A 26442-nucleotide genomic window follows, 5' to 3' on the forward strand; every position below is an offset into this window, starting at 1 on the left:
GCGCCGTCGCGCAGCAGTTCTCCCGTTGAGTCCCCGAGGAAAGGAAGCACCACCGTGAGCGTCGAGATCTTCTACGACGACGATGCCGACCTGTCGATCATCCAGGGTCGCAAGGTCGCGGTCATCGGCTACGGCAGCCAGGGCCACGCCCACTCGCTGAGCCTGCGCGACTCCGGCGTCGACGTGCGCATCGGCCTCAAGGAGGGCTCGAGGTCGCGCGCGAAGGCCGAGGAGCAGGGCCTGACGGTCCTCACCCCGGCCGAGGCCGCCGAGTGGGCCGACGTCGTCATGCTGCTGGCCCCCGACACCGCGCAGGCGCGGATCTTCACCGAGGACCTCGAGCCGCACCTGGGCGAGGGCGACGCGCTGTTCTTCGGCCACGGCCTCAACATCCACTTCGACCTGGTCAACCCGGCCGCGGACATCACCGTCGCCATGGTCGCCCCCAAGGGCCCGGGCCACCTGGTGCGCCGGCAGTTCGTCGACGGCAAGGGCGTGCCCTGCCTCATCGCCGTGGACCAGGACCCCACCGGCCAGGGCCAGGCGCTGGCGCTGAGCTACGCCAAGGCCATCGGCGGCACCCGCGCGGGCACCATCGGCACCACCTTCAAGGAGGAGACCGAGACCGACCTGTTCGGCGAGCAGGCCGTGCTCTGCGGCGGCACCGAGGAGCTCGTCAAGACCGGGTTCGACGTCATGGTCGAGGCCGGCTACGCCCCGGAGATGGCCTACTTCGAGGTGCTGCACGAGCTCAAGCTCATCGTCGACCTCATGTACGAGGGCGGCATCGCGCGGATGAACTACTCCGTCTCCGACACCGCCGAGTTCGGGGGCTACCTCTCGGGCCCGCGGATCATCGACGCCGGCACCAAGCAGCGCATGAAGGACGTGCTGGCCGACATCCAGTCCGGGGAGTTCACCCGCCGGCTCGTGGCCAACGTGGAGAACGGGAACACCGAGCTCGAGGGGCTGCGCCGGCAGAACGCCGAGCACCCCGTCGAGGTCACCGGCAAGAAGCTGCGCGACCTCATGTCCTGGGTCGACCGGCCGATCACCGAGACCGCCTGAGCGGGTCCCCCCGGCGCGGTGACCGAGAGTCAGTGTTGATCACTACAGGTCACTCCGTCGGGGGGATCCCTCCCGGGTGACGCGCGACGAGCATGGACGCGGTGCTCCTCGCGCCGCTCCAGGCCCTCTTCGCCGCCCTGCTCGCCCTCCTCGTGGCGTTCTTCGCCCACCTGAGCCCCACGGCGCCCGTGGGTCCCACCCCGGTCCCGCCGCCCACGACGACCACGCCCCCGCCCACCGCCGCCGCGGCCGCCTGGTTCGGCGTGCTCGGCCCGGACCCGCTCGACCCCGTCACGCTGCGCCGCGACGGCATCACCCGGGTGAGCCTGACCGTCGGGTGGGACGCCTTCGAGCCCTCGCCCGGCTCGGTGTCGCCCGGGTACGTGGCCGGCCTGCGCACGCGCCTGGCCCGCTACCGGGAGGCGGGCCTCGACGTGGTCCTCGAGCCGGGCCTGCAGTACCCCCCGTCCTGGGTCTTCGACCTGCCCGGCCAGACGCGCTTCGTCAACCAGTTCGGCGACGTGTTCCACGGCGCGTCCTCGCAGGACGTGGCCAACGGGGTGTTCAACCCCGCGGTGCGGGCCGCGCAGCAGCGCTACCTCGCCGAGATCGCCACCCAGCTCGGGTCGTCGTCGTTCGTCGGGGTGCGGGTGGGAGGTCTGCTCTCCGGCGAGCTGCGCTACCCGCTGAACCGCTACGGCGGTCACGTCGGCTCGCTGTGGGGCTTCGACCCCGCGGCCGCCGCGGGGTCACCCGTGCCGGGCTGGCGGCCGGGCACCGGCTCGGCCGACGACGCCCGCCGCTGGGTGCAGTACTACCTGGACAGCCTGACCGGCTACGGGACCGCCCTGCTCACCACCGCCGGGGCCGCGTTCCCCGGTGCGGGGCTGGCATTGATGATGCCGTCGTTCGGCCTGCGCCCCGGGATGGTCGACACCGCCGTCGCGGGCGGCCTCGTCGGCACGACGGCCCCGGAGGTGAACGACCTGCTCAGCCAGGGCCTGGACTGGGTCGGGCAGGCCGACGCCGCGGCGCGCACGCGGCTGCCCGTGACGCTGCACACCACGTGGCTCGACTCCCCGGACTTCGGGACCGGGGTGTCGGGGGAGGCGCCGGTCCGCTACCTGGCCGGGCTCGCGTCCGCGCGGGGGCTCGGGCTGTCCGGGGAGAACACCGGGGGCGGGGGCGCCGCCGCGTTGGCCCGGTGCCTCGACCAGGCCGCTGACCTGCACCTCGCCGGGGTGCTGTGGCTCGGCGGGGCCGACCTGGCCGCCGGTCGGGCCGGCCTCGACCTCGCCGTGCTCGCGACCGGGCTGGCGGCGCGGGCCCCCTCGGCCGCCGTCGCGGGGCCCGGGGGCTGAGGCCGGCGGCGGGTCCGGCGGCGGCCGGCCCGCGGCGCACCCGTCGGTAGCGTGGGGGGCACTCGTGCGACCGCCCGGCGCACACCGAGCGGGGGAGGCACCCGTGCGCCACGGCACCGCCCCGTCCCCCGCCGCCCCGTCCCCCGCCGCCCCGTCCCCCGCCGCCCCGTCCCCCGCCGCCCGCTGAGCACCCCCGTCCCGGGCCGGCGTGGGCTGCACCACCCGGTGCCGGCGCTGCTGGTGCTCGCGCTGCTGACCCTGGGCCTGGTCTCGCCGAGCGCCGACCACGCCGAGCCCGGTGCCGCGGGCCGGCCGTGGGTGTCCGTGCTCGGCACCGGCTCGGTCGACCCGGCGGCGCTGCGCGAGCAGGGCGTCGACCGGGTGGTCCTGGGGGTCGGGTGGGACGTGCTGGAGCCCGTGCGCGGCACGGTCGACCCCGCGGCGGCCGAGCGGGTGCGCACCCGGCTGGCCGCGCTGCGCCTGGCCGGCCTGCAGGTGGTGCTCGACCCGGGCCTGCAGTACCCGCCCGCCTGGGTGTTCACGCTGCCGGGGCAGACCCGCTTCGTCGACCAGGACGGCCACGAGTGGCACGGCCGGCTCTCCGAGGACGTCCCCAACGCCGTGTTCAACCCCGCGGTGCGCGACGCCGAGGCCGACTACCTGGCGCGGCTGGCCGGCGTGGTCGGCCCCGGGGACGTGGTCGCCGTCCGGGTCGGCGGCCTGCTCTCCGGCGAGCTGCGCTACCCCGTCTCCTCGTTCGACGGCTCGACGGGCTCGCTGTGGGGGTTCGACGACGCCGCCCAGGCGGGCGCACCCCTGCCCGGGTGGAAGCCGGGCCGCGGCACCACCGAGGACGCCCGGCGCTGGCTGCAGTACTACTTCGACAGCCTCACCGGGTACCAGGACTGGCTCCTCGGGCGGACGGCCGCGGGCTGGCCGGGGACGGAGCTGCAGGTGCTGCTGCCCTCGTTCGGGCTCCGGCCCGGCATGGCCGACGCCGCCGCGGCGGCGGGCCTGCGCGGGACGACCGCCCCCGAGCGCAACGACCTGGTCAGCCAGGGCCTGGACTGGGAGGGTCAGGTGGCGGCGATGGCCGCGACGGGGCTGCCGGTGGTCGTGTGCACGACCTGGCTCGACGGGCCGGAGCGGGGCACCACCGACACGGCCGCCTCGCCCGGCCGGTACCTCGCGCGCCTCACCGCCGACGCGGGCCTGCCCCTGGCCGGGGAGAACACCGGCGGTGGCGGTGCCGCGGCGCTGGCCACGAGCACGGACCGGGTGGCCGAGCTGGGGATGACCGGGCTGACCTGGTTCAGCGGCGACGACCTGGCGTCGCGGCGCGACGGGCTGGACCCGGCGGGGTTCGGGGCCGGCCTGCGCGCGGGCGGCCTCGCGCGCTGACCGGTGCCCGCCCACCGGGCCCGCCCACCGTCCTCGCCCGGACGCGTGGGTGACCCGCCCGCGGCCAGTAGGGTTCCAGGCGTTCGCCACCAACGTCGTCCGCTGCCGTCCCAGGAGTGCACTCACGTGAGCCAGCCCAGCCGTCCCGTCGTCCTCCTCGCCGAGAAGCTCGCGCCCTCGGTCATCGAGGCCCTGGGGGAGGGGGTCGAGGTCCGCCAGGTCGACGGCACCGACCGTCCGGCCCTGCTCGCGGCCGTCGCCGACGCCGACGCCCTGCTGGTGCGCTCCGCCACCCAGGTCGACGCCGAGGTCCTCGCCGCGACCACCCGGCTCAAGGTCGTCGCCCGCGCCGGCGTCGGGCTCGACAACGTCGAGGTGCCCGCGGCCACCGCGCGCGGCGTGCTCGTCGTCAACGCCCCGACGTCGAACATCGTCTCCGCCGCCGAGCACGCCGTGGCCCTGCTGCTCGCCGCGGCCCGGCAGATCCCCGCCGCCCACGCCACGCTCGCGGCCCACACCTGGAAGCGCGGCAGCTTCTCCGGCGTGGAGATCGGCGGGAAGACCGTGGGCGTGGTGGGGCTGGGCCGCATCGGGCAGCTGTTCGCCCAGCGCATCGCCGCCTTCGGCACCACCCTCATCGCCTACGACCCCTACGTCTCGCCCGCCCGGGCGGCGCAGCTGGGCATCGAGCTCGTCAGCCTCGACGACCTGCTCGCCCGCGCGGACATGATCTCCATCCACCTGCCGAAGACCCCCGAGACCAAGGGCCTCATCGGCGCCGAGCAGCTGGGGAGGACCAAGCCCGGCGTCATCATCGTCAACGCCGCCCGCGGCGGGCTGGTCGACGAGGCCGCGCTGGCCGACGCGCTGGGCTCGGGCCAGGTCCGCGCCGCGGGTCTCGACGTCTACGCCGTCGAGCCGTGCACCGACAGCCCGCTGTTCGACCTGCCCAACGTCGTCGCCACCCCGCACCTCGCCGCGTCCACCGCCGAGGCGCAGGACCGCGCGGGCACCGACGTGGCCCGCAGCGTCCGCCTCGCCCTGGCCGGGGAGTTCGTCCCCGACGCGGTCAACGTGCAGGGCGGCATGGTCTCCGAGGAGGTCGCGCCCTGGCTCGAGCTGGTGCGCAAGCTGGGCACCCTGCTGGCCAGCCTGGCCGGGGCGCTGCCCGCGAGCGTCGCGGTGGAGGTCCGCGGCGAGCTCGCCGCCGAGCAGGTCGACGTGCTGTCCCTGGCCGCGCTGCGCGGGGTCTTCGCCGCCGTGGTGGAGGACCAGGTCACCTTCGTCAACGCCCCCGCGCTGGCCGAGGAGCGCGGCGTGGCCGTCACCTCCTCCAGCGAGCCCGAGAGCCCCAACCACCGCAGCCTGGTCACCCTGCGCGCCGCGCTGCCCGACGGCACCTCGGTCACCGTGGGCGGCACCCTGTCCGGGCCGCAGCTGGTGCAGAAGGTGGTCAACGTCAACGGCCGCAGCTTCGACCTGCGCGCCGAGGGCACCTACCTGGTCGCGTCCTACACCGACGGCCCCGGCGTCATGGGGCGCGTGGGCACGGTGCTCGGCGAGGCCGGGGTCAACATCGAGGCCGCCCAGATCAGCCAGTCGGTCGAGGGCCGCAGCGCGATCATGATGCTGCGCGTGGTGGGCTCGGTCGACGACGCGCTGCGCGCCCGCGTCGGCGAGACCATCGACGCCGGCCGCGTCGAGACCGTCGACCTGTCCTGACCCTGACCCCCTCGCCGCAGCACGGAACGGAAGTCACGCCATGAAGCTCGCCGTCGTCCCCGGGGACGGGATCGGACCCGAGGTCGTCACCGAGGCCCTCAAGGTCCTCGGGGAGGTGACCACCGGGGTCGAGACCACGTCCTACGACCTCGGTGCGGCCCGCTGGCACTCCACCGGCGAGCTGCTGCCGGAGTCGGTGCTCGACGAGGTCCGCGCGCACGACGCGATCCTGCTCGGCGCGGTGGGGGACCCGTCGGTGCCGCCGGGCATCCTCGAGCGGGGCCTGCTGCTGCGGCTGCGCTTCGAGCTCGACCACCACGTCAACCTGCGGCCCGCCAAGCTCTACCCGGGCGTCGTCAGCCCGCTGCGCGACCCCGGCGAGATCGACGTCGTCGTGGTGCGGGAGGGCACCGAGGGCCCCTACGTCGGCAACGGCGGGGCGCTGCGCCGCGACACCCCGCACGAGGTGGCCACCGAGGTCAGCCTCAACACCCGCTTCGGGGTCGAGCGGGTGGTCCGCGACGCGTTCGTCCGGGCCGCCGGCCGGCGCGGGCACCTGACGCTGCTGCACAAGACGAACGTGCTCGCCCACGCCGGCTCGCTGTGGTCGCGCGTGGTCGACGAGGTCTCCCTCGAGCACCCCGACGTGCGCGTCGCCTACCAGCACGTCGACTCGGCCACCATCCACCTACTGACCGACCCGGGCCGCTACGACGTCATCGTCACCGACAACCTGTTCGGCGACATCATCACCGACCTCGCGGCCGCGGTCACCGGGGGCATCGGCCTGGCCGCCAGCGGCAACATCGACGCGACGCGCACCAACCCGAGCATGTTCGAGCCGGTCCACGGCAGCGCGCCCGACATCGCCGGGCAGGGCGTCGCCGACCCCACCGCCGCCGTGCTCTCGGTGGCCCTGCTGCTCGAGCACGTCGGCGAGGTCGACGCGGCCAAGCGGGTCGGGGCGGCGGTGTCGTTCGACCTCGCCACCCGGGACCACGCCCGCCCCGGCTCGACGGTCGCGATCGGCGACCGCCTGGCCGCGCTGGTCTCCACGGTCGCGCCGGGCTGAGCGGGGTGCGGCCGGGCCCCGGCCGCTGCGTAGGGTCGACGCCATGCGCCTGGGTCGAGTTGCCAGCCCCGACGGGGTCGCCTTCGTGAGCATCGAGGGGGAGGAGGGCGCCCGCACCGCACGCGAGATCGCCGAGCACCCCTTCGGCACCCCCACCTTCACCGGCCGCAGCTGGCCGCTGGACGACGTGCGGCTGCTCGCCCCGATCCTCGCCTCCAAGGTGGTGTGCGTGGGCAAGAACTACGCCGACCACGCCGCCGAGATGGGCGGGGAGGCGCCGGCCGACCCGGTGATCTTCCTCAAGCCCAACACCTCGATCATCGGCCCCGGCGTGCCGATCGTGCTGCCGCCCAGCTCGTCGCGCGTGGACTACGAGGGCGAGCTGGCCGTCGTGATCGGCCGGCCGTGCAAGGACGTGCCCGCCGCGAAGGCGCTCGAGGTGGTGCTCGGCTACACCGTGGCCAACGACGTCACCGCCCGCGACCAGCAGGCCGCCGACGGGCAGTGGACCCGCGGCAAGAGCCACGACACGTTCTGCCCGCTGGGCCCGTGGATCGAGACCGCGCTCGACCCGTCCGACCTCGACCTGCGCACCGCGGTGGACGGGGAGGTCAAGCAGGACAGCTCGACGGCGCTGCTGCTGCACGACGTCGGCGAGATCATCGAGTGGGTCTCGACGATCATGACGCTGCTCCCGGGCGACGTCATCCTCACCGGCACCCCCGCCGGGGTCGGCCCGATCACCGCCGGGCAGTCCGTCAGCGTCACCGTCGACGGCATCGGCACGCTGACCAACCCGGTCGCGAGCAAGCAGTGAGCACCCCCGCGCCCCGGGTGCGGGTGCGCTTCTGCCCCTCGCCCACGGGCACCCCGCACGTCGGGCTCGTGCGCACCGCGCTGTTCAACTGGGCCTTCGCCCGCCACCACGGCGGCGACTTCGTGTTCCGCATCGAGGACACCGACGCCGCGCGCGACTCGGAGGAGTCCTACGCCGCGCTGCTCGACGCGCTGCGCTGGCTGGGCCTGGACTGGGACGAGGGCCCCGAGGTCGGCGGCCCGCACGAGCCCTACCGGCAGTCGCTGCGCCGCCCGCTGCACCTCGACGTGGTGGCACGCCTGGCCGAGGCGGGGGAGGCCTACGAGAGCTTCTCCACCCCCGAGGAGGTCGAGGCCCGCCACCGCGCCGCGGGCCGGGACCCCAAGCTGGGCTACGACAACCACGACCGCGACCTGACCGAGGCGCAGAAGCAGGCGTTCCGCGACGCCGGCCGCGCCCCGGTGCTGCGGCTGCGCATGCCCGAGCACGACCTCACCTGGCACGACCTGGTCCGCGGCGAGACGACGTTCCGAGCGGGCACGGTGCCGGACCCCGCGCTCACCCGGGGCACCGGCGAGCCGCTCTACACCCTGGTCAACCCGGTCGACGACGCGCTCATGGGCATCACCCACGTGCTGCGCGGGGAGGACCTGCTCTCCTCCACCCCCCGCCAGCTCGCCCTCCACGAGGCGCTGGTCAGGCTGGGCGTGTCGACGACGGTCCCGGAGTTCGGGCACCTGCCGTTCGTCATGGGGGAGGGCAACCGCAAGCTGAGCAAGCGGGACCCGCAGGCCGACCTGTTCCTGCACCGCGACCGCGGCTTCCTCCCCGAGGGCCTGCTGAACTACCTCGCGCTGCTGGGCTGGTCCCTGGCCGCGGACCGCGACGTGTTCTCCCTGGCCGAGATGGTGGCCGCCTTCGACGTCGCCGACGTGGTGAGCAACCCCGCCCGGTTCGACCAGAAGAAGGCCGACGCCATCAACGCCGAGCACGTGCGGATGCTGGCGCCGGACGACTTCGCGGCTCGGCTGCGCGCCCACCTCGTCGCCCACGGCGCCGTCCCCGCCGACGTGGACGCCACCCTGTTCGACGCGGCCGCGGCGCTGGTGCAGGAGCGCATCGTGGTGCTCTCCGACGCCGGGCCGCTGCTGGCCTTCCTGTTCGTCGCCGAGGACGCGTTCACCGTCGACGAGGCCGCGGCGGCGAAGAACCTCGGGCCCGACGCCCGCGAGCCGCTGCAGGCCGCCGTGAGCGCGCTCGACGCGGTGGCCGACTGGACCCCGCCCGCCATCGAGGAGGCGCTGCGCACCGCCCTGGTCGACGGCCTGGGCCTGAAGCCGCGCAAGGCGTTCGCCCCGGTGCGGGTGGCCGTGACGGGCTCGACGATCAGCCCGCCGCTCTACGAGTCCCTCGAGCTGCTCGGCCGCGAGCGCACCCTGGCGCGGCTGCGCGCCGCGCTGCCGCCGGCGTGACGCTGCGCGCGGTGTGCCTCGACGTCGACGACACGCTCGTGGACTTCTCCGGGGCGGCGGTGGCGGCGCTGAGCCACGTCCTCGGTGCGGGGGTGTCCGCCGCGCTGTGGCGCGAGATCACCGAGCACCACTACACCCGCTACCTCGACGGCGTGGTCGACTTCGCCGTCATGCAGCGCGACCGCCTGGCCCACGCCGTGCGGGCGACGGGGTCCGCGGTGGGGGTGGACCTGGCCGCGCTGGAGCAGCGCCGGTCCGAGGCGCTGACCAGCCGGCTGCGGCTCTTCGACGACGTCGCCGGGTGCCTGGCCGCGCTGCGCGGCCAGGGGCTGCTCCTGGCGGCGGTGACCAACTCCGACGGGCCCCACCAGCGCGGCAAGCTGGTCTCGGTGGGCCTGGCCGACGCCTTCGACGCCGTCGTCATCTCCGGCGAGGTCGGGGTGGCCAAGCCGGCGCCGGGGATCTTCGCCCGGGCGTGCGCCGAGCTGGGGGTGGCCCCGGGCGAGGCCGCGCACGTCGGCGACAAGCTCGACACCGACGCCCGCGGCGCGCGGGACGCGGGCCTGCTCGGGATCTGGCTGGACCGCCAGGGCCGCGACCGGCCGCTGCCCGAGGGTGTGCTGCGGGTGGGTGGGCTGGCCGAGCTGCCCGGGCTGCTCGCCCCGCTGCACCGCTGAGCGGCGCCCCGGTGGGGTGATTGGTGGACGACCCCGGTGGTGCGCTACCCTCTTCCACGGTCGCGACGACCGCACGACGCCACCACGGGCCGGGCGGGAGCCGAGACGCATTGGGGTATGGTGTAATTGGCAACACTAGGGATTCTGATTCCCTCATTCTAGGTTCGAGTCCTGGTACCCCAGCCGAGTGAGGACAGGTTCCACCCTCAGCTCGACCGCACCACCAGCACCACCGCACGACCAGCACCACCGTCTCGGCCCCGTCGTCTAGCGGCCTAGGACGCCGCCCTCTCACGGCGGTAGCGAGGGTTCGAATCCCTTCGGGGCTACACCAGCGGAGGCCCCCGGCAGCAGCCGGGGGCCTCCGCCGCGCTCGGGGGTCCTGCGGCTCAGAGGCGGGCGTGCAGCGCGTCGGCCGCCGCGACCAGGTCGGCCGCCCACCGGGCGCCGGGTCGGCGGCCCAGCCGGTCGACGGGGCCCGACACGGAGACGGCGGCGACGACGGACCCGGTGGTGTCCCGCACCGGGACGGAGACGCTGGCGACCCCGGGCTCGCGCTCGGCGACGCTCTGCGCCCACCCGCGCCGGCGTACCTCGGCGAGCGTCCGGTCGGAGAACCCGGCGCCGCCGAGCACCGCCCGCTGGGTGACCGGGTCGGCCCACGCCAGCAGGACCTTGGCCCCGGACCCGGCCGTCATCGGCAGCCGCGCCCCCACCAGCACCGTGTCGCGCAGCCCCGTCGCGGGCTCGGCCACCGCCACGCACACCCGCTGGGCGGCCTCGCGGCGGTAGAGCTGCACGCTCTCCCCGGTGGTGTCGCGCAGCCGGGGCAGCACCAGCGCCGCGGCGTCGACGAGCGGGTCGCTGGCCCCCGCGGACAGCTCGGACCACGCCGGGCCGGGGCGCCAGCGCCCGTCGGGTCCGCGGGTCAGCAGGCGGTGGGTCTCGAGCCCGACGGCGAGGCGGTGGGCGGTGGCCCGCGGCAGGCCCGTGCGCTCGACGAGCTCGGCCAGCGAGCCGGGCTCCTCCGCCACGGCCCGCAGCACCCCGACCACCTTGTCGAGCACCCCGATGCCGCTGAGGGGCCCGGACTCGCTACGATGTCCCACGAAGCGATACTAGCGTCCCGCAGGGTGAGAACTCGTCGGCGCGCGGGTCGCACGGCAGGTCGACACGAGGAGGAGCGGTGGGACGCACGCTGGCCGAGAAGGTCTGGGAGCAGCACGTGGTCCGGCGGGGCCCCGGGGAGGGCGAGGAGCGCGAGCCGGACCTGCTCTACATCGACCTGCACCTCGTCCACGAGGTCACCAGCCCGCAGGCCTTCGAGGGGCTGCGCCTGGCCGGTCGCCCCGTGCGCCGCCCCGACCTGACCATCGCGACCGAGGACCACAACGTCCCCACGGTGGACGTCGACCAGCCGATCGCCGACCTGGTCTCCCGCACCCAGGTCGACACGCTGCGCGACAACTGCGCCGAGTTCGGCATCCGGCTGCACCCGATGGGCGACGCGGAGCAGGGGATCGTCCACATCATCGGCCCGCAGCTCGGCCTGACCCAGCCGGGCACCACCGTGGTCTGCGGGGACAGCCACACCTCCACCCACGGGGCGTTCGGCGCGCTGGCGTTCGGCATCGGCACGAGCGAGGTCGAGCACGTGCTGGCCACGCAGACGCTGCCGCTCAAGCCGTTCCGCACCATGGCCGTCACGGTCGAGGGCGAGCTCGCCGACGGCGTCACGGCCAAGGACCTCATCCTCGCCGTCATCGCCCAGATCGGCACCGGCGGCGGGCAGGGCCACGTGCTGGAGTACCGCGGGCCGGCCGTCGAGGCGCTGTCGATGGAGGCGCGGATGACGGTCTGCAACATGAGCATCGAGGCGGGCGCGCGGGCCGGGATGATCGCCCCCGACGAGACGACGTTCGAGTACCTGCGCGGGCGGCCGCACGCCCCGACGGGGCAGGACTGGGACGACGCCGTCGCGGCCTGGCGCGAGCTGCGCACCGACGACGACGCCCGCTTCGACGCCGAGGTGGTCATCGACGCGTCGAGCCTCACGCCGTTCGTCACCTGGGGCACCAACCCGGGCCAGGGCCTGCCGCTGGGCGGCTCGGTGCCCGACCCGGCCGAGATCGGCGACGACGGCGAGCGCTCCGCGACCGAGAAGGCGCTGGCCTACATGGACCTCGCCCCGGGCACCCCGCTGCGCGAGATCGGGGTCGACGCGGTCTTCCTCGGCTCGTGCACCAACGGCCGCATCGAGGACCTCCGCGCGGCCGCGGCGGTGCTGCGCGGACGCCGGGTGGCCGACGGGGTGCGGATGCTCGTGGTCCCGGGGTCGATGCAGGTGCGCGCGCAGGCCCAGGAGGAGGGCCTGCACACCGTGTTCCTCGACGCCGGCGCGGAGTGGCGGCACGCCGGGTGCTCGATGTGCCTGGGCATGAACCCCGACCAGCTGGCCGCCGGGGAGCGCGCCGCCTCGACCTCGAACCGCAACTTCGAGGGCAGGCAGGGCAAGGGCGGCCGCACGCACCTGGTCTCGCCGCTCGTGGCCGCGGCGACCGCGGTGCGCGGGACCCTGTCCGCCCCCTCCGACCTCGCCCCCGTGGGCTGACGCACCACCCCCCAGCCCCGACCTCCCAGCCCCGACCCCCGAGCCGAGGAGAACCCCGTGCAGGCCTTCACCACCCACACCGGCACCGGCGTGCCGCTGCGCCGCTCCAACGTGGACACCGACCAGATCATCCCGGCGGTCTACCTCAAGCGCGTCACGCGCACCGGGTTCGAGGACGGTCTCTTCGCCGCCTGGCGGGGCGACCCCGGCTTCATCCTCAACACCCCGCCCTACGACCAGGGCTCGGTGCTCGTCGCGGGCCCCGACTTCGGCACCGGCTCCTCGCGCGAGCACGCGGTCTGGGCCCTGCTGGACTACGGGTTCCGCGTCGTCATCGCCTCCCGGTTCGGCGACATCTTCCGCGGCAACTCCGGCAAGGCGGGGCTGCTGGCGGCGCGGTGCGAGCAGTCCGACGTGGAGCTGCTGTGGAAGCTGCTCGAGGAGCAGCCCGGCACCCAGGTGACGGTGGACCTGCAGGAGCGCACCGTCACCGCGGGAAGCCTGGTGCTGCCGTTCACGATCGACGACTACACCCGGTGGCGGCTGCTCGAGGGCCTCGACGACGTCAGCCTGACGCTGCGGGAGGTCGACGAGATCACCGCCTTCGAGGCGCGTCGGCCGGCCTGGCTGCCCACCACGGTGGCACCCACCGCCTGACCCCGTCGCCCCCACCACCTCCCGGGGGCGTCGGCCGCGGACCGAGGACCGCTGCGCGGCAGCGGGGTCGGGCCCGCAGCGGTGCCGCGCGTGGCGCATGGACCTATCCGACCTGCGGGTTTACCGTGTGGCGCAGACGGTCCGCGGTGGACCACAGTCCAGCGGAGGTACAGACGTGAACAAGGCAGAGCTGATCGAACGACTCGCGGCCGAGACGGGCGGCGACAAGAAGGTCGCCGCAGCGGCGGTGGAGGCCTTCGTCGAGGTCGTCGTGCGCACCGTGCACGCCGGGGAGAACGTCACCATCACCGGCTTCGGCGTCTTCGAGAAGCGCCGCCGCGCGGCCCGGGTGGCCCGCAACCCGCGCACCGGCGAGACCGTCCACGTCAGCCCGACCTCGGTGCCCGCGTTCCGTCCCGGCACGCAGTTCAAGGCCGTCATCGACGGCTCGCTCTCGCTCACCGAGGGCATCCCGGCCGTGAAGCGCACCTCCACGCCGCGGCCCGCGGTCAAGGCGACCAGGCGCGGGACGAAGGCAGCACCGGCCAAGGCGGGCAGGGCGACTGCGGCGAAGGCCACCAAGGCCACGCCCGCGAAGGCGAGCAAGGCCGCGCCGGCGAAGGCGAGCAAGGCCGCCCCGGCCAAGGCGAGCAAGGCCACGCCCGCGAAGGCCAGCAAGGCGACCCCGGCGAAGGCCAGCAAGGCCACGCCCGCGAAGGCCAGCAAGGCGACCCCGGCGAAGGCGAGCAAGGCGACCCCGGCCAAGGCGAGCAAGGCCACCCCGGTCAAGGCGAGCAAGGCCACCGCCACCAAGGCCAGCAAGGCGGCCCCGGCGAAGGCCAGCAAGGCCACCCCGGCGAAGGCGAGCAAGGCGACTGCCGCGAAGGCGACCAAGGCCACCGCCACCAAGGCCAGCAAGGCCACCGCCGCGAAGACCACGGCGGCCAAGGCCACGAAGGCCACCCCGGCCAAGGCCGGCAAGGCCACCAAGGCTGCCAAGGCCACCCCGGCGAAGCGCGGCGGGCGCAGCTCCCGCTAGGGCCGCCTCAGCGGGTCGGGTCGTCGCGTCGGTCGATCGCGACCACCCGGCCCGCTGACGCCGTCACCACCCACGTGGCGGCCTTGCGGGTCCGCAGGTCCGCGACGGGCACCTGGTCCCGGGCCGCCCACCACGCCACCAGGTCCGGGATGACGCCGCCCTGGCTGCACACCACCGCCGTCGCCGGCTGGGCCAGCAGCGCCTGCGCCCGCAGCCGACCCTCGGCCAGGTCCCGGGCGTAGCCCTCCTCCGACAGCCGCGGCTCGGTCACGACGTCGGTGCGCAGGTGCGCCGCGAGGGGCGCCACCGTCTGCTGGCACCGGACCCGGTCCGCGGCGTGCACCGCCGCCGGCCCGAACGCGGCGGTCACGGGGACGAGCGCCGCGGCCTGGGCGCGGCCGTCCGCGTCCAGAGCGCGGGCCCGGTCCGCGGCGGCCGTGCGCCCCGGGGCGCCCGCGCTGGCGTGCCGCACCAGCAGCAGCGTCGTCGTCGCCCCGCCGACGGGGACGGCGGTGAACCGGTCGAGCACCACCACGTCCAGCGGGTGGGTGACCCGCTCGCGCGCCCGGGCGGGGCTGAGCCACTCCAGCCGGTCGACCTCGTCGTTCGGGGCGAACCCACCGCCGGTCTCCCGTGCGGCCCAGTAGTCGACGGTCTTGGGGCGGTGGCGGACCCGGTAGTGGGTGGTGCCCAGGTGGCGGCCGAGCGCGGCGCGGGACCCGGTCTCCTCCTCGACCTCGCGGACCGCGGTGACCGGCAGCGCCTCCCCGGGCTCGGTCTTGCCCTTGGGCAGGCTCCAGTCGTCGTAGCGCGGCCGGTGCACCACGGCGACCTCGACCGCACCGCCACCCCCGGACGCGGGGCGCCACAGCACCGCCCCGGCGGCGGTGACGACGGGTCCCGTCACTCCGCGGCGCCGTGGCGGTGCAGCAGCTCCACCTGGTGCTCGCGCACCCGCTCACCCGAGGCGGGCGAGGCGGTCCAGCTGCCGTCGGGCTCCATCACCCAGCACCGCGTCGCGGGGTCGAGCGCGGAGGACATCATCTCGTCGACCTGGCGGCGCAGCGCCGGGTCCTCCACGCGCACCATGACCTCCACGCGGCGGTCGAGGTTGCGGTGCATCATGTCCGCGCTGCCGATCCAGTGCTCGTCGCCGCCGCGGAACGACAGCACGCGGGAGTGCTCGAGGAAGCGGCCCAGGATGGAGCGCACCCGGATGTTCTCGCTCAGCCCCGGCACCCCGGGCTTGAGCGCGCAGATCCCGCGCACCACCACGTCCACGTCGACCCCGGCCTGCGACGCCCGGTACAGCGCGTCGATGACCTGCTCGTCGACCACCGCGTTCGCCTTGAGCTGCACGCCCGCCGGTCGGCCCGCCCGCGCGTGGGCGATCTCCGCCTCGATGCGTTCGACGATGCCCCGGCGCACGCCGTAGGGGGCCACCAGCAGCCGGCGGTAGCTGGTCTGGCGGGAGTAGCCGGTCAGCGAGTTGAACAGCTCGGTGAGGTCCGCGCCCACCTCCTCCGACGCGGTGAGCAGCCCCAGGTCCTCGTAGAGCCGGGCCGTCTTGGGGTTGTAGTTGCCGGTGCCGATGTGGGCGTAGCGGCGGATCGTCGAGCCCTCCCGGCGCACCACGAGGCAGGTCTTGCAGTGGGTCTTGAGCCCCACGAGGCCGTAGACCACGTGCACCCCGGCCTGCTCCAGCTTGCGCGCCCAGGTGATGTTGGCCTGCTCGTCGAAGCGGGCCTTGATCTCGACCAGGGCGACGACCTGCTTGCCCGCCTCCGCGGCGTCGACCAGGGCGTCGACGATGGGGGAGTCACCGGAGGTGCGGTACAGGGTCTGCTTGATGGCCAGGACGTGCTTGTCCGCCGCGGCCTGCTCGATGAAGCGCTGCACGCTGGTGGAGAACGAGTCGTACGGGTGGTGCACCAGCACGTCGCCCTCGCGCAGCGTCGCGAACACGCTCTTCGGCGTCTCCCGCTCGCCGAAGGCGCCGTGGGTCGCGGGGACGAAGGGTGCGTCCTTGAGACCCGGCCGGTCCACGCCGTAGACCTGCCACAGGCTGGACAGGTCGAGCAGCCCGGGCACCTGCACCACGTCGTGCGGGTCGACGTCGAGCTCGCGCAGCAGCAGCTCCATCATCCGCTCGGTCATGTCCCCGGCGACCTCCAGGCGCACCGGGGAGCCGAAGCGGCGCCGCGCCAGCTCGCGCTCGAGGGCCTGCAGCAGGTCCTCGTCGCGGTCCTCCTCGACCTCGAAGTCGGCGTTGCGGGTGATGCGGAACGCGTGGTTCTCCACCACCTCCATGCCCGGGAACAGGGTGTCGAGGTGCGCGGCGATGAGCTCCTCGAGGGGCAGGAACACGTCGGTGCGGGCGGTGACGCGGACGAAGCGGGCCACGTTGTCCGGCACCTTGACCCGGGCGAAGCGGTGCCCGCCGGTGCTGGGGTCGCGCACCGTCACCGCGAGGTTCAGCGCGAGCCCCGAGATGTAGGGGAACGGGTGGGCGGGGTCGACCGCCAGCGGGGTCAGCACGGGGAAGACCTGCTCGCGGAAGTAGTCCGAGAGCGTGGCCCGCGAGCCGGCGTCGAGGTCCGACCACTCCACGATGGCCACGCCCTCGGCCTCGAGGCGGGGCCGGACGTCGTCGAGGAACACCCGCGCGTGCTGCTCGGCGAGCTCCTGGGTGCGCTCGCCGATCATCCGCAGCTGCTCGCGCGGGGAGTACCCGTCGGCCGAGCGCACCGACAGGCCCGTCTCGTCGCGGCGCTTCAGCCCGGCCACCCGGACCATGTAGAACTCGTCGAGGTTCGAGGCGAAGATGGCCAGGAACTTGGCCCGCTCCAGCAGCGGCAGCGAGGGGTCCTCGGCCAGCGCGAGCACGCGGGAGTTGAAGTCCAGCCAGCTCAGCTCGCGGTTGACGTAGCGGTCCTCGGGCAGGTCGTCGTGCGTCGCCGGGGCCCGGGTGGCCGCCGGCGGGGCCGTCGGCATGCCCCGCGGCGGGCTGGGCGGCGGCACGTGGTCACCCCGGTCCTGCTCCTGCCCGGCCGTCGCGTCGGCGGCGGACGGTCCGGACGTGGGGTCGACCTCGGTGGCACTCACGGGCCCGATGATCCCCCATCGGGCCCCGCCCCGGCAGCCCTGGCGCGCGTGCGCCGCTCAGCCCGGGGGCACCAGCCCGGGCACGGTGACGAGGAACACCCCACCGTCGGCGTCGAGGTGCACCCGGACCCGCTGGCCGACCCTCAGGCCCCGCCAGCCCCCCGCCGCGACCGCGGCGGCGGGCACGTCCCGTGCGGCCCCGGTGTCGTCGCGGACCACGACGGCGCCGGGGCCCGCCTCCGCCACCGTGGCCGCGGTGCCGGACGCGGCGAGCACGGCCGCGGTGGCGTACCCCACGCCCAGGCGCACGGCCACGGCGAGGTCGGCGGGGGTGTCGACGTCGCGCCGCAGCCCGGGCCACGCGCCGTCGAGCCACCGGGCGCCCGAGGCGCGGTGCGCGGCCGCGGAGCCGGGCCCGAACGCGGGGGTGAGCTCGCCCGGGCCGGCCAGCAGCGTGGTGCCCGTCCCGTCGGCGTCGGTGACGCAGCTGCGCCCCCCGCCCGCCCGCGCGGCGGCGAGCGCGGCGGCGAGCTCGTCGGGACGCAGCGCGGGCAGGTCGCCCTGCAGCGCGGCGACCCACCCGGACCCGGCCGCCACCCCCCGCACGACGGCGGCGTTCAGCCCGCCCGCGTCGGGCTCGTCGACCACGTCCGCCCCCAGCCGGCGCACGGTCGCGGCCACCTCGTCGTCGGCCGTCACCACCGCCACCGCCGACACCACGGGGCAGCGCAGCGCCGCCCGCACCGTGTCGGTGAGCACGGCCAGCACCAGCGGGGTGCGCAGGGGTCCCGGCAGGCCCCCCACCAGCCGTGACTTCGCCTGCGGCAGGGCCTTCGCCGCCACCACGACGCGCACGCCCGGCGGCGGCTCGGGCGGGGTGGGCACGGGGTGATCCTGCCAGCCGCCCACCCGGGACCGCCCCGGGTGAGCGGGGCGCGGGCGGCGGTGGGCGATGATGGGCCGCGGCGGCACACCGGTGCCGCCGCGGTCACGAGCGAGGAGTCCTGCGGTGGCACGGGTGGCGGTGCTCGGGGCCGGGTCGTGGGGCACGGCCTTCGCGAAGGTGCTCCGCGACGCGGGCAACGACGTCACGCTCTGGGCGCGCCGCGAGGCGGTGGCCCGCTCGGTGACCGACGACCGCGCCAACCCCGACTACCTGCCCGGGGTGCCGCTGCCCGCCGGGCTGCGGGCCACCACCGACCACCGGGTGGCCCTCGACGGGGCCGACGCCGTCGTCCTGGCCATCCCGTCGCAGTCGCTGCGGGCCAACCTCGCGGGCTGGGTGGCCGACCTGCCGCCCGCGGCGTCGCTGGTGTCGCTGGCCAAGGGCGTCGAGCTGGGCACCCTGCTGCGGATGAGCGAGGTGGTCCGCGAGGTCACCGGCTGCGAGCGCGAGCGGGTCGTGGTGCTGTCCGGGCCCAACCTGGCCCGGGAGGTCGCCGCCGAGCAGCCCGCCGCGGTCGTCGTGGCGTGCGAGGACCACGACCGCGCCGTCGCGGTGCAGCAGCTGGCCACCACCCGCTACTTCCGGCCGTACACCAACACCGACGTCGTCGGCTGCGAGCTGGGCGGCGCCGGCAAGAACGTCATCGCCCTGGCGTGCGGCATGGCGGTGGGGATGGGGCTGGGGGACAACACGACCGCCACCCTCATCACCCGCGGCCTGGCCGAGGTCACCCGGCTCGGCCAGGCGCTGGGGGCCAGCCCGCTGACCTTCGCCGGCCTCGCCGGTCTGGGCGACCTGGTGGCCACGTGCGCCTCCCCGCTCTCGCGCAACCGCACCTTCGGCACCCGGCTCGGCGCGGGCGACACCGTCCCCGGGGCCCAGGCGGCCGTGGGCGGGCAGGTCGCCGAGGGGGTCCAGTCGTGCTCCGCGCTGCGCGAGCTGGCCGCCCGCCACGGCGTCGACGTCCCGCTGACCGACGGGGTGCACCGGGTGTGCCACGACGGGGCGTCGGTGCGCGACGTCGCCGCCCAGCTGCTCGACCGCACCACCCGCCACGAGTGAGGACGGCCCCGACGTGAGCACCCCCCAGCCCGGCCGCGGCGACTCCACCCGCAGCGTCCGGGCCACGCACTCCCACGGCGAGCCCGGCACGGCCCTGGTGCCGGGCCCGGTGATGGCGGCGCCCTACCGCCTGAGCCCCGACGAGGGCAGCGAGCCCTACACCTACGCCCGCGCCGGGCACCCCGGGTGGGACGCCCTGGAGGCGGCCCTGTCCGAGCTCGAGCTCACCGGCGGCGCGCCGGCCGGCGTCCGGGTGACCGGGGCCGGGATGGCGGCGATCACGGTGCTGCTGCGCGCGGTGCTGCGCGCCGGCGACGTCCTGGTGGTGCCCTCCGACGGCTACTACCAGGTGCGGGCCTACGCCCGGGAGACGTTGGCGCCCTTCGGCGTCGAGGTGCGCGAGGTGCCCACCGCGGGGATGGTCGACGCGGTCGCCGGGGCGCGGCTGGTCATGGCCGAGACGCCGTCGAACCCCCGCCTCGACGTCGTCGACCTGGCCGCGCTGGCGGCCGCGACCCACGCCGCCGGGGGCCTGCTGGCGGTGGACAACACCACGGCCGGCCCGCTGGGGCAGGCGCCGCTGGCGCTGGGGGCGGACGCGGTGGTGGTGAGCGCGACCAAGTCGCTCACCGGCCACAGCGACCTGCTCGCCGGCTACGTGGCCACCACCGACCCCGAGCTGCTGGCCCGGGTCGACCGGGAGCGCGCGCTCTCCGGCTCCGTGCTGGGCCCCTTCGAGACCTGGCTGGCCCAGCGCAGCCTGGGCAGCGCGGGGCTGCGCTTCGCCCGGCAGTGCGAGACCGCGGCCGCCGTGGCCGCGCTGCTCCGCGACCACCCCGCCGCCACGGGCGTGCGGTGGCCCGGGCTGCCCGACGACCCGTCGCACGCGGTCGCCGCCGCGCAGATGCGGCGCTACGGCGCCATCGTCTCCGCCGACCTCGGCTCGGCCGAGCGGGTCCACCGGCTCGTCGCGCGCAGCGAGCTGCTCACCGCCGCGACGAGCTTCGGCGGGCTCGGCACCACCGTGGACCGCCGGGCCCGGTGGGGGGACGCGGTGCCCCCCGGCTTCGCCCGGATCTCCTGCGGCATCGAGGACACCGCCGACGTCGTCGCCGACGTCACGGCCGCGCTCGACGCGCTGGGGAGGGCGCCACGGTGAGCGGCAGCGGGTGGGGGCCCCGGTAGCGTGCCCGCCATGAGCCAACCCCGCACCCGGGTCGCGGTGGTCTTCGGCGGCCGCAGCACCGAGCACGCCGTCAGCTGCGTCTCCGCGGGCTGCGTCATGGCCCAGCTCGACCCGGAGCGCTACGAGGTGGTGCCGCTGGGCATCACCCGCGAGGGCTCCTGGGTGCTCGGCACCGGTGACCTCGCCGAGCTCGCCATCCACGACCGCACGCTGCCCAGCGTCGACCCGACGGGCACCGCGCTCGCGCTGACCGCCGACCCGGGCCGGCGCGGCGAGGTCGTGCGGATGGACGCGGCGGGGGCGGGGGAGGTCCTGGCGTCGGTCGACGTGGTCTTCCCCGTGCTGCACGGGGCCTACGGCGAGGACGGCACCCTGCAGGGGATGCTCGAGCTGGCCGAGCTGCCCTACGTGGGGGCGGGCGTGCTGGCCAGCGCGGCCGGCATGGACAAGGAGTTCACCAAGAAGCTGCTCGCCGCGGACGGCCTGCCCGTGGGCACCCAGGTGGTGCTGCGCCCCGGCACGGCCACGCTGAGCCCGGCGCAGCGCGAGATCGTCGGCCTGCCCGCCTTCGTCAAGCCCGCCCGCGGCGGCTCCTCCATCGGCATCTCCCGGGTCCCGCGCTGGGAGGACCTCGACGCCGCGATCGCCCTGGCCCGCCGCAGCGACCCCAAGGTCGTCGTCGAGCGCGCCGTCGTGGGCCGCGAGGTGGAGTGCGGGGTGCTCGAGCTGCCCGACGGGTCGGTGCGCGCCAGCCTGCCCGCCGAGATCCACCTCGCCGCGACCGACGTCGACTCCGACGCGTTCTACGACTTCGAGACCAAGTACCTCGACGACGCCGCCACCTACGACGTGCCCGCGCAGCTGGGGGACGAGCTGACCGCGGAGGTCCAGCGGCTCTCGGTCGCCGCGTTCCGGGCGCTCGACGGGCAGGGCCTGGCCCGGGTCGACTTCTTCCTCACCGAGGACGGCCCCGTCGTCAACGAGGTCAACACCATGCCCGGGTTCACCCCCATCTCGATGTACCCGCAGATGTGGGCGGCGTCGGGCCTTCCCTACGCCGAGCTGCTGTCCACGATGGTCGAGACGGCGCTCGCCCGCGGCACCGGGCTGCGTTGACCGCCGCGCCGGGTCCCGCGCGCCCCGGTCAGCGGACGGGGTTGGGGTCCAGCGGCTGCGCGGGCAGGGTCGCCGAGACCACGTCGGCGAGCTCCTGCAGCGGGCCGGAGCCCGTCCCGTCGGGCAGCGTGACCGCGACGTAGACCCCGCGGTCGACCACCACGTAGGTGGTGGCGGGGATGCCGGTCGCCGCGCCGGCCAGCTCGAGCAGCGACACCCCGTCGACGACGACCAGCGGGCTGGCCTGGTCGAACTCCGTGGGCCGCTCGATGCCGCACCGCAGCACCACCGGGTCGGCGGTGCCCCCGCCCGCCGCGTCCGTACCCGCGTCCGAGCCCGGGTCGGTCGGGCGCCAGGCCACGGTGGCGGGGGGAGCGGGGTCGGCCAGCGCGGCGCGGGCCAGGCCGTCGAGGTCCTCCGGCAGGGCCGCCACCAGGGCGGTGCAGGGCTGCGACGTCGCCGCCGGGGCGGGGACGGGCCCCAGCGCCACCGGCTCGAGGGCGGGGGAGCGCTGCGCGAGGTGGGCCGCCACGAGGACGCCCACGACCAGGGCGACCGGCAGGGCGATCGCGGTCGCGAGCACGGCGGGGTGCGTGCGGGCCACGGGCGGGGCCTCAGCCGGCGGCGGTCACTGCAGGTCGACGACGGGGCAGGTCAACGTCCGGGTGATGCCCGGGACCTTCTGCACCCGGGCGACGACCATGCGCCCTATGGCGTCGACGTCGTCGGCCGTGGCGCGCACGATGACGTCGTAGGGGCCGGTGACGTCCTCGGCGCTCTGCACGCCGTCGAGGCCCCGGACCTCCTCGGCCACGGCGGCCGACCGGCCGACCTCGGTCTGGATGAGGATGAACGCGCCGACCACGGCGTGGCCCCTTTCCTGCGGCGAGCCGGGCCGGGTAGTAGTACCACCCGGCAGTCCCGCACCGTCCGGACTGCGTCGGGAGCCTCCCGACCGGGCCACAACGTACCCCGCAGCAGGTGAGGACGAGCCATGGCCACGAGCGGCAGCACCGGCGGACCGACCGTCGGCGAGATCGGCGAGCACGCCCTGATCGAGCGGTCGGTGGCGGGCCGGGTGCAGCCGGGCACCACGCTGCTGGGGCCGGGGGACGACGCCGCGCTCGTCGCCGCGGCCGACGGGCGGGTGGTGGTCAGCACCGACGTGCTCGTGCAGGGCGTGCACTTCCGCACCGACTGGTCCACCCCTGAGCAGGTCGGCCGCAAGGCGGTGGCGCAGAACGCGGCCGACGTCGCCGCGATGGGCGCGCGCACCACGGCCCTGCTCGTCGGCCTCGCCGCGCCCGCCGCCACCCCCGTCGCCTTCACCGACGGGCTCACCGCCGGGCTGTGGTCGGCCGCGTCCGCGATCGGGGCGGGCGTCGTCGGCGGCGACGTGGTGCGGGCCGAGCAGGTGGTGGTCTCGATCACCGCGCTGGGTGACCTGGAGGGCCGGGACCCCGTGCTGCGCAGCGGCGCCCGCCCCGGGGACGTGCTCGCCCTCGCGGGCAGGCAGGGGTGGTCCGCGGCCGGGCTGGCCGTCCTGGGGCGGGGGTTCCGGGCCCCCGCGGCGGTGGTCTCCGCGCACCGGGTGCCCGAGCCCCCGCTGGCGGCCGGCGTCGCCGCCGCCGTCGCCGGGGCCACCGCCATGACCGACGTGTCCGACGGCCTCGTCGCCGACGCGCTCGCCCTGGCCGTGCCCTCGGGGGTGGCGATCGACCTGCACCGCGCGGCGCTCGAGCCCGACGCGCCGCTTCGCGACGTCGCGGCCGCGCTCGGCGGTGACCCCTGGACCTGGGTGCTCACCGGCGGCGAGGACCACGGGATGCTGGCCACCTTCCCCGCCGGGGCGGCGCTGCCCTCGGGTTTCCGCGCCGTCGGCACGGTGCGCACCGGGCACGGCGTGAGCGTCGACGGGGAGCCGTGGTCGGCGGCCGACGCGGGCTGGACGTCGTTCGGGTCCTAGCCTGGCCGCCGTGCCCGACGAGCTCGAGGTGGTCCGGACCGCCTACGACGACCCGGTGGTGACCGCGCTGGTGGTCGACCTGCAGGCCGAGTACGCCCGCCGCTACGGCAGCGGGGACGACACCGTCGTCGACCCGGCCGAGTTCGCCCCGCCGCGCGGGGCGTTCCTGCTCGGGAGGTGGCACGGGCGGGCGGTCGCGATCGGCGGCTGGCGGGCGCGGGAGTCCGGCCCGCGGGGCCTGGCCGACGGGGACGCCGAGCTCAAGCGGATGTACGTGGTGCCCGACGCGCAGGGCCGCGGCTTCGCCCGCACGCTGCTCGCCGCCCTGGAGCGCACCGCGGCCGAGGCGGGCCGGCGCCGCGTCGTGCTGGAGACGGGCACGGAGCAGCCGGAGGCGCTGGGGCTCTACGAGTCCTCCGGGTACGTGCCGACGACGAAGTTCGGCCACTACGCCGACGAGGCGTCCTCGCGCTGCTACGCCAAGGTGCTCGCGACGGCCCCGCGGGCGGGGGTGGGCCGCGCGGCCGGATAGCGTGGGCCCGTGGCAGGACGAGCGCTCTCCGACCAGGTCGAGGCGGGCTGGGCGGACGCCCTCGCCCCGGTGGCCGAGCAGGTGGCCACCATGGGCGACTTCCTGCGCGCCGAGATCGCGGCGGGGCAGACCTACCTGCCCCCGGGCCCGCAGGTGCTGCGGGCCTTCACCCGGCCGTTCGCCGAGGTGAAGGTGCTCATCGTCGGGCAGGACCCGTACCCGACGCCGGGACACGCGGTGGGGCTGAGCTTCTCGGTGTCGCCGGAGACGCGGCCGGTGCCCCGCAGCCTGGGCAACATCTACAAGGAGTACTGCAGCGACCTCGGCCACCCCACGCCCACGACCGGTGACCTGACGCCCTGGGCCGAGCAGGGGGTGCTGCTGCTCAACCGCGTCCTCACGGTGCGCCCGGGCGAGGCGGCGTCGCACCGCGGCAAGGGCTGGGAGGCGGTCACCGAGCAGGCCATCCGGGCCCTGGTCGACCGGATGGAGCCGCTGGTGGCGATCCTGTGGGGCAAGGACGCCCAGACCCTGGCGCCGCTGCTCGACGAGGCCGACGTGCCCTACGTCGCCTCCGTGCACCCGTCCCCGATGTCGGCCGACCGGGGCTTCTTCGGCTCCAAGCCGTTCAGCCGGGCCAACGAGCTGCTCGAGGAGCTCGGCGGCGACCCGGTCGACTGGCGCCTGCCCTGAGGTGAGCGCGACCGTGGGCCGCGTGGCCCAGCTGTGGCGCTACCCGGTGAAGTCGCTGGGCGGGCAGCAGGTGGACCGCTCGGTGCTGGTCGGCCGGGGGGTGCGCGACGACCGGCTGTGGGCCGTCCGTGACCTCACCACCGACGTGACGGCCACCGCGCGGCGGTTGCCCCGCCTGCTCGGCTGCACCGCCCGCTACGACGGCGAGCCCGACGGCGCGGTGGGCCCGGGCCGGGCGTGGCCGGTGGTGATCACCACGCCCGACGGCGAGGAGGTGCACAGCGACGACCGCGGCGTGCACGACGCGCTCTCCGAGGTGGCCGGCCGGGCGGTGCGGCTCACCCCGCTGCCGGCGCGCGGCGACCGTCGCGCCCACCGGGCGGGGTGGCAGAGCCCCGCCTCGGTGCAGCGCGACCTCGGTCTGGACGGCGCGGACCGGCTGCCGCGGCGGCCGGCCCTGCCGCTGCGCGCGGTCGCCGGGCTGGCGGTGCACTCCACGCCGCCGGGAGCGTTCCACGACGTCTTCGCCGTCCACCTCATCTCCACGACCACGCTGGACACGCTGGCCGAGGCGGACCCGGCCGCGGGGGTGGACGTGCGCCGCTTCCGCCCGACCGTCGTGCTCGAGCTCGACGACGAGGTGCTGGCCGGGTTGGTGCCGGACGCCGACCCGGGCCTGCCCGAGCACGCCTGGTCCGGCGCGGACCTGTTGCTGGGCGGTGCCCGGCTGCGGGTGGTCACCCCCACCGTGCGGTGCGTGGTGCCCAGCCGGGCTCAGCCCGGGCTGGACCGCGACGTGGCGGTGACCCGGGCGGTGGCCCGCCGCGGGGACCGATTCGCGGGTGCCTACGCCGAGGTGCGCGGCTCGGGCGACGTGGCCGTGGGGGACGCCGTCGGGCTCGTCCCGGCGGGGCCGCCGGGACGGGTGCGCCGCGCGCGCGACCGCGCCGTGGGCACCGCGCTGCGCGAGGGCCTGCGGCTCGGCGCGGCGGTGCAGCAGCGACTGGGCTGAGCCCAGGACGCGGGGTGCGCCGGACGCCCCAGCCTCTGGGCGGCCCCCGGACGCAGCTCGGCCCCCGCACCGGGGGTGCGGGGGCCGAAGAGCAGCCGGGGTGGCGTCAGGCGCGCGTGACCTTGCCCGCCTTGAGGCACGACGTGCACACGTTGAGACGCTTCTTGGTGCCGGGGGCGACCTGGGCGTGCACGGTCTGGATGTTCGGGTTCCAGCGACGCTTGGTCCGCCGGTGCGAGTGCGAGACCGACATGCCGAAGCCGGGTCCCTTGGCGCAGACGTCGCAGACAGCAGCCATGGTCGTAGAGCTCCTCGAAGTTCGGTGGTCAGGTGGTCGGCCGGGGCCGACCTCGGTGGTGGCGGTGGTCAGCAGCGCGACCGGGTGACACCCGTGCGCCCGCGGACCGCCCCGCGCAACCCTGCAAGAGTAGCGGCTCGTCCGTGGCCGCGACAAACCGCCCGCGGTGACCCCGCCGGGCGGGCCGTCGCGTCGGGCCCCCCGACTACCGTGGCCCCCGGGCCGTGCGGGTGCGGCCGGGCGCGAGCGGACGGGAGCGGCACGGCGGTGGTGATCGTGGACGCGACGGTGCTGCGCCGCTGGTCGCAGGCCTGCGTGGCCGCCCTGGCGGACCACCGCCACGAGATCGACACCCTCAACGTGTTCCCGGTGGCCGACGCCGACACCGGCACCAACCTGCTGCACACCATGCGCGCGGCCGACGCGGCACTCGGCGCGCACCTCGCCGCCGCCCCCGCGCCCGCCACCGAGGACCTGGCCGGGGCGACGGCCGCGCTCGCCCGCGGTGCGCTGCGCGGCTCGCGGGGCAACTCCGGGGTGATCCTGGCGCAGGTGCTGCGCGGGTTCGCCGACGCCGGGTCCGCGGCGGGGGCGGCCGGCGGGGGTGCCGGCGGGCTCGACGCGGCCGG

General features: G+C 76.0%; 25 protein-coding genes, 2 tRNA genes and 1 pseudogene. 21 read left to right on the top strand and 7 right to left on the bottom strand.

All coding sequences use genetic code 11. The features are described 5' to 3' along the window. Positions 1 to 54: 54 nt before the first annotated feature. From ilvC to ACYVOF_RS10285, 10 genes are all read left to right on the top strand, one after another. Positions 55 to 1068, top strand: a complete 1014-nt coding sequence (ilvC, locus tag ACYVOF_RS10240; RefSeq protein WP_460866162.1) for a ketol-acid reductoisomerase — start codon at positions 55 to 57, stop codon at positions 1066 to 1068. A gap of 92 nt (positions 1069 to 1160) precedes the next feature. After that, positions 1161 to 2429 carry a hypothetical protein gene (locus tag ACYVOF_RS10245; RefSeq protein WP_460866163.1) on the top strand — a complete coding sequence of 423 codons (1269 nt, stop codon included), beginning with the start codon at positions 1161 to 1163 and terminating at the stop codon, positions 2427 to 2429. Positions 2430 to 2654: 225 nt separating this feature from the next. Next, a complete protein-coding gene (locus tag ACYVOF_RS10250; protein ID WP_460866165.1) occupies positions 2655 to 3830 on the top strand; it encodes a hypothetical protein in 1176 nt (391 codons plus the stop codon). Positions 3831 to 3956: 126 nt separating this feature from the next. Further along, positions 3957 to 5552 carry a phosphoglycerate dehydrogenase gene (serA, locus tag ACYVOF_RS10255; protein WP_460866166.1) on the top strand — a complete coding sequence of 532 codons (1596 nt, stop codon included), beginning with the start codon at positions 3957 to 3959 and terminating at the stop codon, positions 5550 to 5552. A 40-nt stretch (positions 5553 to 5592) separates the two neighbouring features. Next, positions 5593 to 6624 carry a 3-isopropylmalate dehydrogenase gene (locus tag ACYVOF_RS10260; RefSeq protein WP_460866168.1) on the top strand — a complete coding sequence of 344 codons (1032 nt, stop codon included), beginning with the start codon at positions 5593 to 5595 and terminating at the stop codon, positions 6622 to 6624. 43 nt (positions 6625 to 6667) lie between these two features. After that, on the top strand, positions 6668 to 7441 hold the full coding sequence (locus tag ACYVOF_RS10265; RefSeq protein ID WP_460866169.1) for a fumarylacetoacetate hydrolase family protein: 774 nt from the start codon (positions 6668 to 6670) through the stop codon (positions 7439 to 7441). Beyond that, complete coding sequence (gene gltX, locus ACYVOF_RS10270; protein ID WP_460866171.1) at positions 7438 to 8913, top strand: glutamate--tRNA ligase; 1476 nt, start codon at positions 7438 to 7440, stop codon at positions 8911 to 8913. The genes ACYVOF_RS10265 and gltX overlap by 4 nt, the downstream gene beginning before the upstream one ends. Continuing rightward, positions 8910 to 9590 (top strand): HAD family hydrolase, encoded by a 681-nt coding sequence (locus ACYVOF_RS10275; RefSeq protein ID WP_460866172.1) that lies wholly within the window; start codon positions 8910 to 8912, stop codon positions 9588 to 9590. The genes gltX and ACYVOF_RS10275 overlap by 4 nt, the downstream gene beginning before the upstream one ends. Positions 9591 to 9701: 111 nt before the next feature. Then, positions 9702 to 9773: transfer RNA gene (locus tag ACYVOF_RS10280), tRNA-Gln, on the top strand. 73 nt (positions 9774 to 9846) lie between these two features. Next, positions 9847 to 9919: transfer RNA gene (locus ACYVOF_RS10285), tRNA-Glu, on the top strand. Positions 9920 to 9979: 60 nt separating this feature from the next. Here ACYVOF_RS10285 and ACYVOF_RS10290 read toward each other — a convergent pair. Next, positions 9980 to 10699 carry an IclR family transcriptional regulator gene (locus ACYVOF_RS10290; protein ID WP_460866174.1) on the bottom strand — a complete coding sequence of 240 codons (720 nt, stop codon included), beginning with the start codon at positions 10697 to 10699 and terminating at the stop codon, positions 9980 to 9982. Between the two features lie 77 nt (positions 10700 to 10776). Between ACYVOF_RS10290 and leuC the strand changes: the two genes are divergently transcribed. The 3 genes from leuC (at position 10777) to ACYVOF_RS10305 (ending at position 13897) form a co-directional block, all read left to right on the top strand. Continuing rightward, a complete protein-coding gene (gene leuC / locus ACYVOF_RS10295; RefSeq protein WP_460866175.1) occupies positions 10777 to 12201 on the top strand; it encodes a 3-isopropylmalate dehydratase large subunit in 1425 nt (474 codons plus the stop codon). A 57-nt stretch (positions 12202 to 12258) separates the two neighbouring features. Beyond that, positions 12259 to 12858: a 3-isopropylmalate dehydratase small subunit gene (gene leuD / locus ACYVOF_RS10300; RefSeq protein WP_460866177.1), complete on the top strand. Its 600-nt coding sequence runs from the start codon at positions 12259 to 12261 to the stop codon at positions 12856 to 12858. A 175-nt stretch (positions 12859 to 13033) separates the two neighbouring features. Further along, positions 13034 to 13897 carry an HU family DNA-binding protein gene (locus ACYVOF_RS10305; protein ID WP_460866179.1) on the top strand — a complete coding sequence of 288 codons (864 nt, stop codon included), beginning with the start codon at positions 13034 to 13036 and terminating at the stop codon, positions 13895 to 13897. 7 nt (positions 13898 to 13904) lie between these two features. Here the strand turns inward: ACYVOF_RS10305 and ACYVOF_RS10310 are convergent, their stop codons facing one another. The 3 genes and pseudogenes from ACYVOF_RS10310 to cofC all read right to left on the bottom strand — a co-directional run bounded on the left by ACYVOF_RS10310 (position 13905) and on the right by cofC (position 17887). Further along, the gene (locus tag ACYVOF_RS10310; RefSeq protein ID WP_460866180.1) at positions 13905 to 14804 is read right to left on the bottom strand and encodes a bifunctional NUDIX hydrolase/histidine phosphatase family protein; all 900 of its coding nucleotides are present in this window, start codon (positions 14802 to 14804) and stop codon (positions 13905 to 13907) included. Next, a pseudogene (locus tag ACYVOF_RS10315) lies at positions 14801 to 16888 on the bottom strand (RNA degradosome polyphosphate kinase); the annotation flags it as partial. The gene ACYVOF_RS10310 and the pseudogene ACYVOF_RS10315, both read right to left, overlap by 4 nt. Before the next feature lie 171 nt (positions 16889 to 17059). Continuing rightward, on the bottom strand, positions 17060 to 17887 hold the full coding sequence (gene cofC, locus ACYVOF_RS10320; protein ID WP_460866182.1) for a 2-phospho-L-lactate guanylyltransferase: 828 nt from the start codon (positions 17885 to 17887) through the stop codon (positions 17060 to 17062). Between the two features lie 124 nt (positions 17888 to 18011). On the opposite strand from cofC, the gene ACYVOF_RS10325 reads away from it, so the two are divergent. From ACYVOF_RS10325 to ACYVOF_RS10335, 3 genes are read left to right on the top strand one after another with little or no spacing between them, the layout of a single operon-like run. Then, positions 18012 to 19010, top strand: coding sequence for an NAD(P)H-dependent glycerol-3-phosphate dehydrogenase (locus ACYVOF_RS10325; RefSeq protein WP_460866183.1), 999 nt, complete (start codon positions 18012 to 18014; stop codon positions 19008 to 19010). Positions 19011 to 19023: 13 nt separating this feature from the next. Then, positions 19024 to 20169 carry a cystathionine gamma-lyase gene (locus tag ACYVOF_RS10330; protein WP_460866185.1) on the top strand — a complete coding sequence of 382 codons (1146 nt, stop codon included), beginning with the start codon at positions 19024 to 19026 and terminating at the stop codon, positions 20167 to 20169. A gap of 36 nt (positions 20170 to 20205) precedes the next feature. After that, positions 20206 to 21312, top strand: a complete 1107-nt coding sequence (locus ACYVOF_RS10335; RefSeq protein ID WP_460866187.1) for a D-alanine--D-alanine ligase family protein — start codon at positions 20206 to 20208, stop codon at positions 21310 to 21312. A 28-nt stretch (positions 21313 to 21340) separates the two neighbouring features. On the opposite strand, the gene ACYVOF_RS10340 is transcribed toward ACYVOF_RS10335, so the two are convergent. Next, on the bottom strand, positions 21341 to 21916 hold the full coding sequence (locus ACYVOF_RS10340) for a DUF3515 domain-containing protein (RefSeq protein ID WP_460866188.1): 576 nt from the start codon (positions 21914 to 21916) through the stop codon (positions 21341 to 21343). 24 nt (positions 21917 to 21940) lie between these two features. Beyond that, complete coding sequence (locus ACYVOF_RS10345) at positions 21941 to 22177, bottom strand: Lrp/AsnC family transcriptional regulator (protein ID WP_460866189.1); 237 nt, start codon at positions 22175 to 22177, stop codon at positions 21941 to 21943. A 129-nt stretch (positions 22178 to 22306) separates the two neighbouring features. Here ACYVOF_RS10345 and ACYVOF_RS10350 point away from each other — a divergent pair, with 129 nt between their 5' ends. The 4 genes from ACYVOF_RS10350 to ACYVOF_RS10365 are packed head-to-tail and all read left to right on the top strand — an operon-like array spanning position 22307 to position 25515. After that, a complete protein-coding gene (locus ACYVOF_RS10350; RefSeq protein ID WP_460866190.1) occupies positions 22307 to 23278 on the top strand; it encodes a thiamine-phosphate kinase in 972 nt (323 codons plus the stop codon). Between the two features lie 10 nt (positions 23279 to 23288). Next, positions 23289 to 23810: a GNAT family N-acetyltransferase gene (locus ACYVOF_RS10355; RefSeq protein WP_460866192.1), complete on the top strand. Its 522-nt coding sequence runs from the start codon at positions 23289 to 23291 to the stop codon at positions 23808 to 23810. A gap of 9 nt (positions 23811 to 23819) precedes the next feature. Next, a complete protein-coding gene (locus ACYVOF_RS10360) occupies positions 23820 to 24503 on the top strand; it encodes a uracil-DNA glycosylase (RefSeq protein WP_460866194.1) in 684 nt (227 codons plus the stop codon). 1 nt (position 24504) lies between these two features. Further along, positions 24505 to 25515, top strand: a complete 1011-nt coding sequence (locus tag ACYVOF_RS10365; RefSeq protein WP_460866196.1) for an MOSC domain-containing protein — start codon at positions 24505 to 24507, stop codon at positions 25513 to 25515. A 106-nt stretch (positions 25516 to 25621) separates the two neighbouring features. On the opposite strand, the gene rpmB is transcribed toward ACYVOF_RS10365, so the two are convergent. Next, positions 25622 to 25813 carry a 50S ribosomal protein L28 gene (rpmB, locus tag ACYVOF_RS10370; RefSeq protein ID WP_460866199.1) on the bottom strand — a complete coding sequence of 64 codons (192 nt, stop codon included), beginning with the start codon at positions 25811 to 25813 and terminating at the stop codon, positions 25622 to 25624. Positions 25814 to 26080: 267 nt separating this feature from the next. On the opposite strand from rpmB, the gene ACYVOF_RS10375 reads away from it, so the two are divergent. Then, positions 26081 to 26442, top strand: a 362-nt coding sequence (locus ACYVOF_RS10375) for a DAK2 domain-containing protein (protein ID WP_460866201.1), incomplete at its 3' end; no start/stop codon positions are given.

Source organism: Rhodococcus aerolatus, assembly GCF_054783215.1.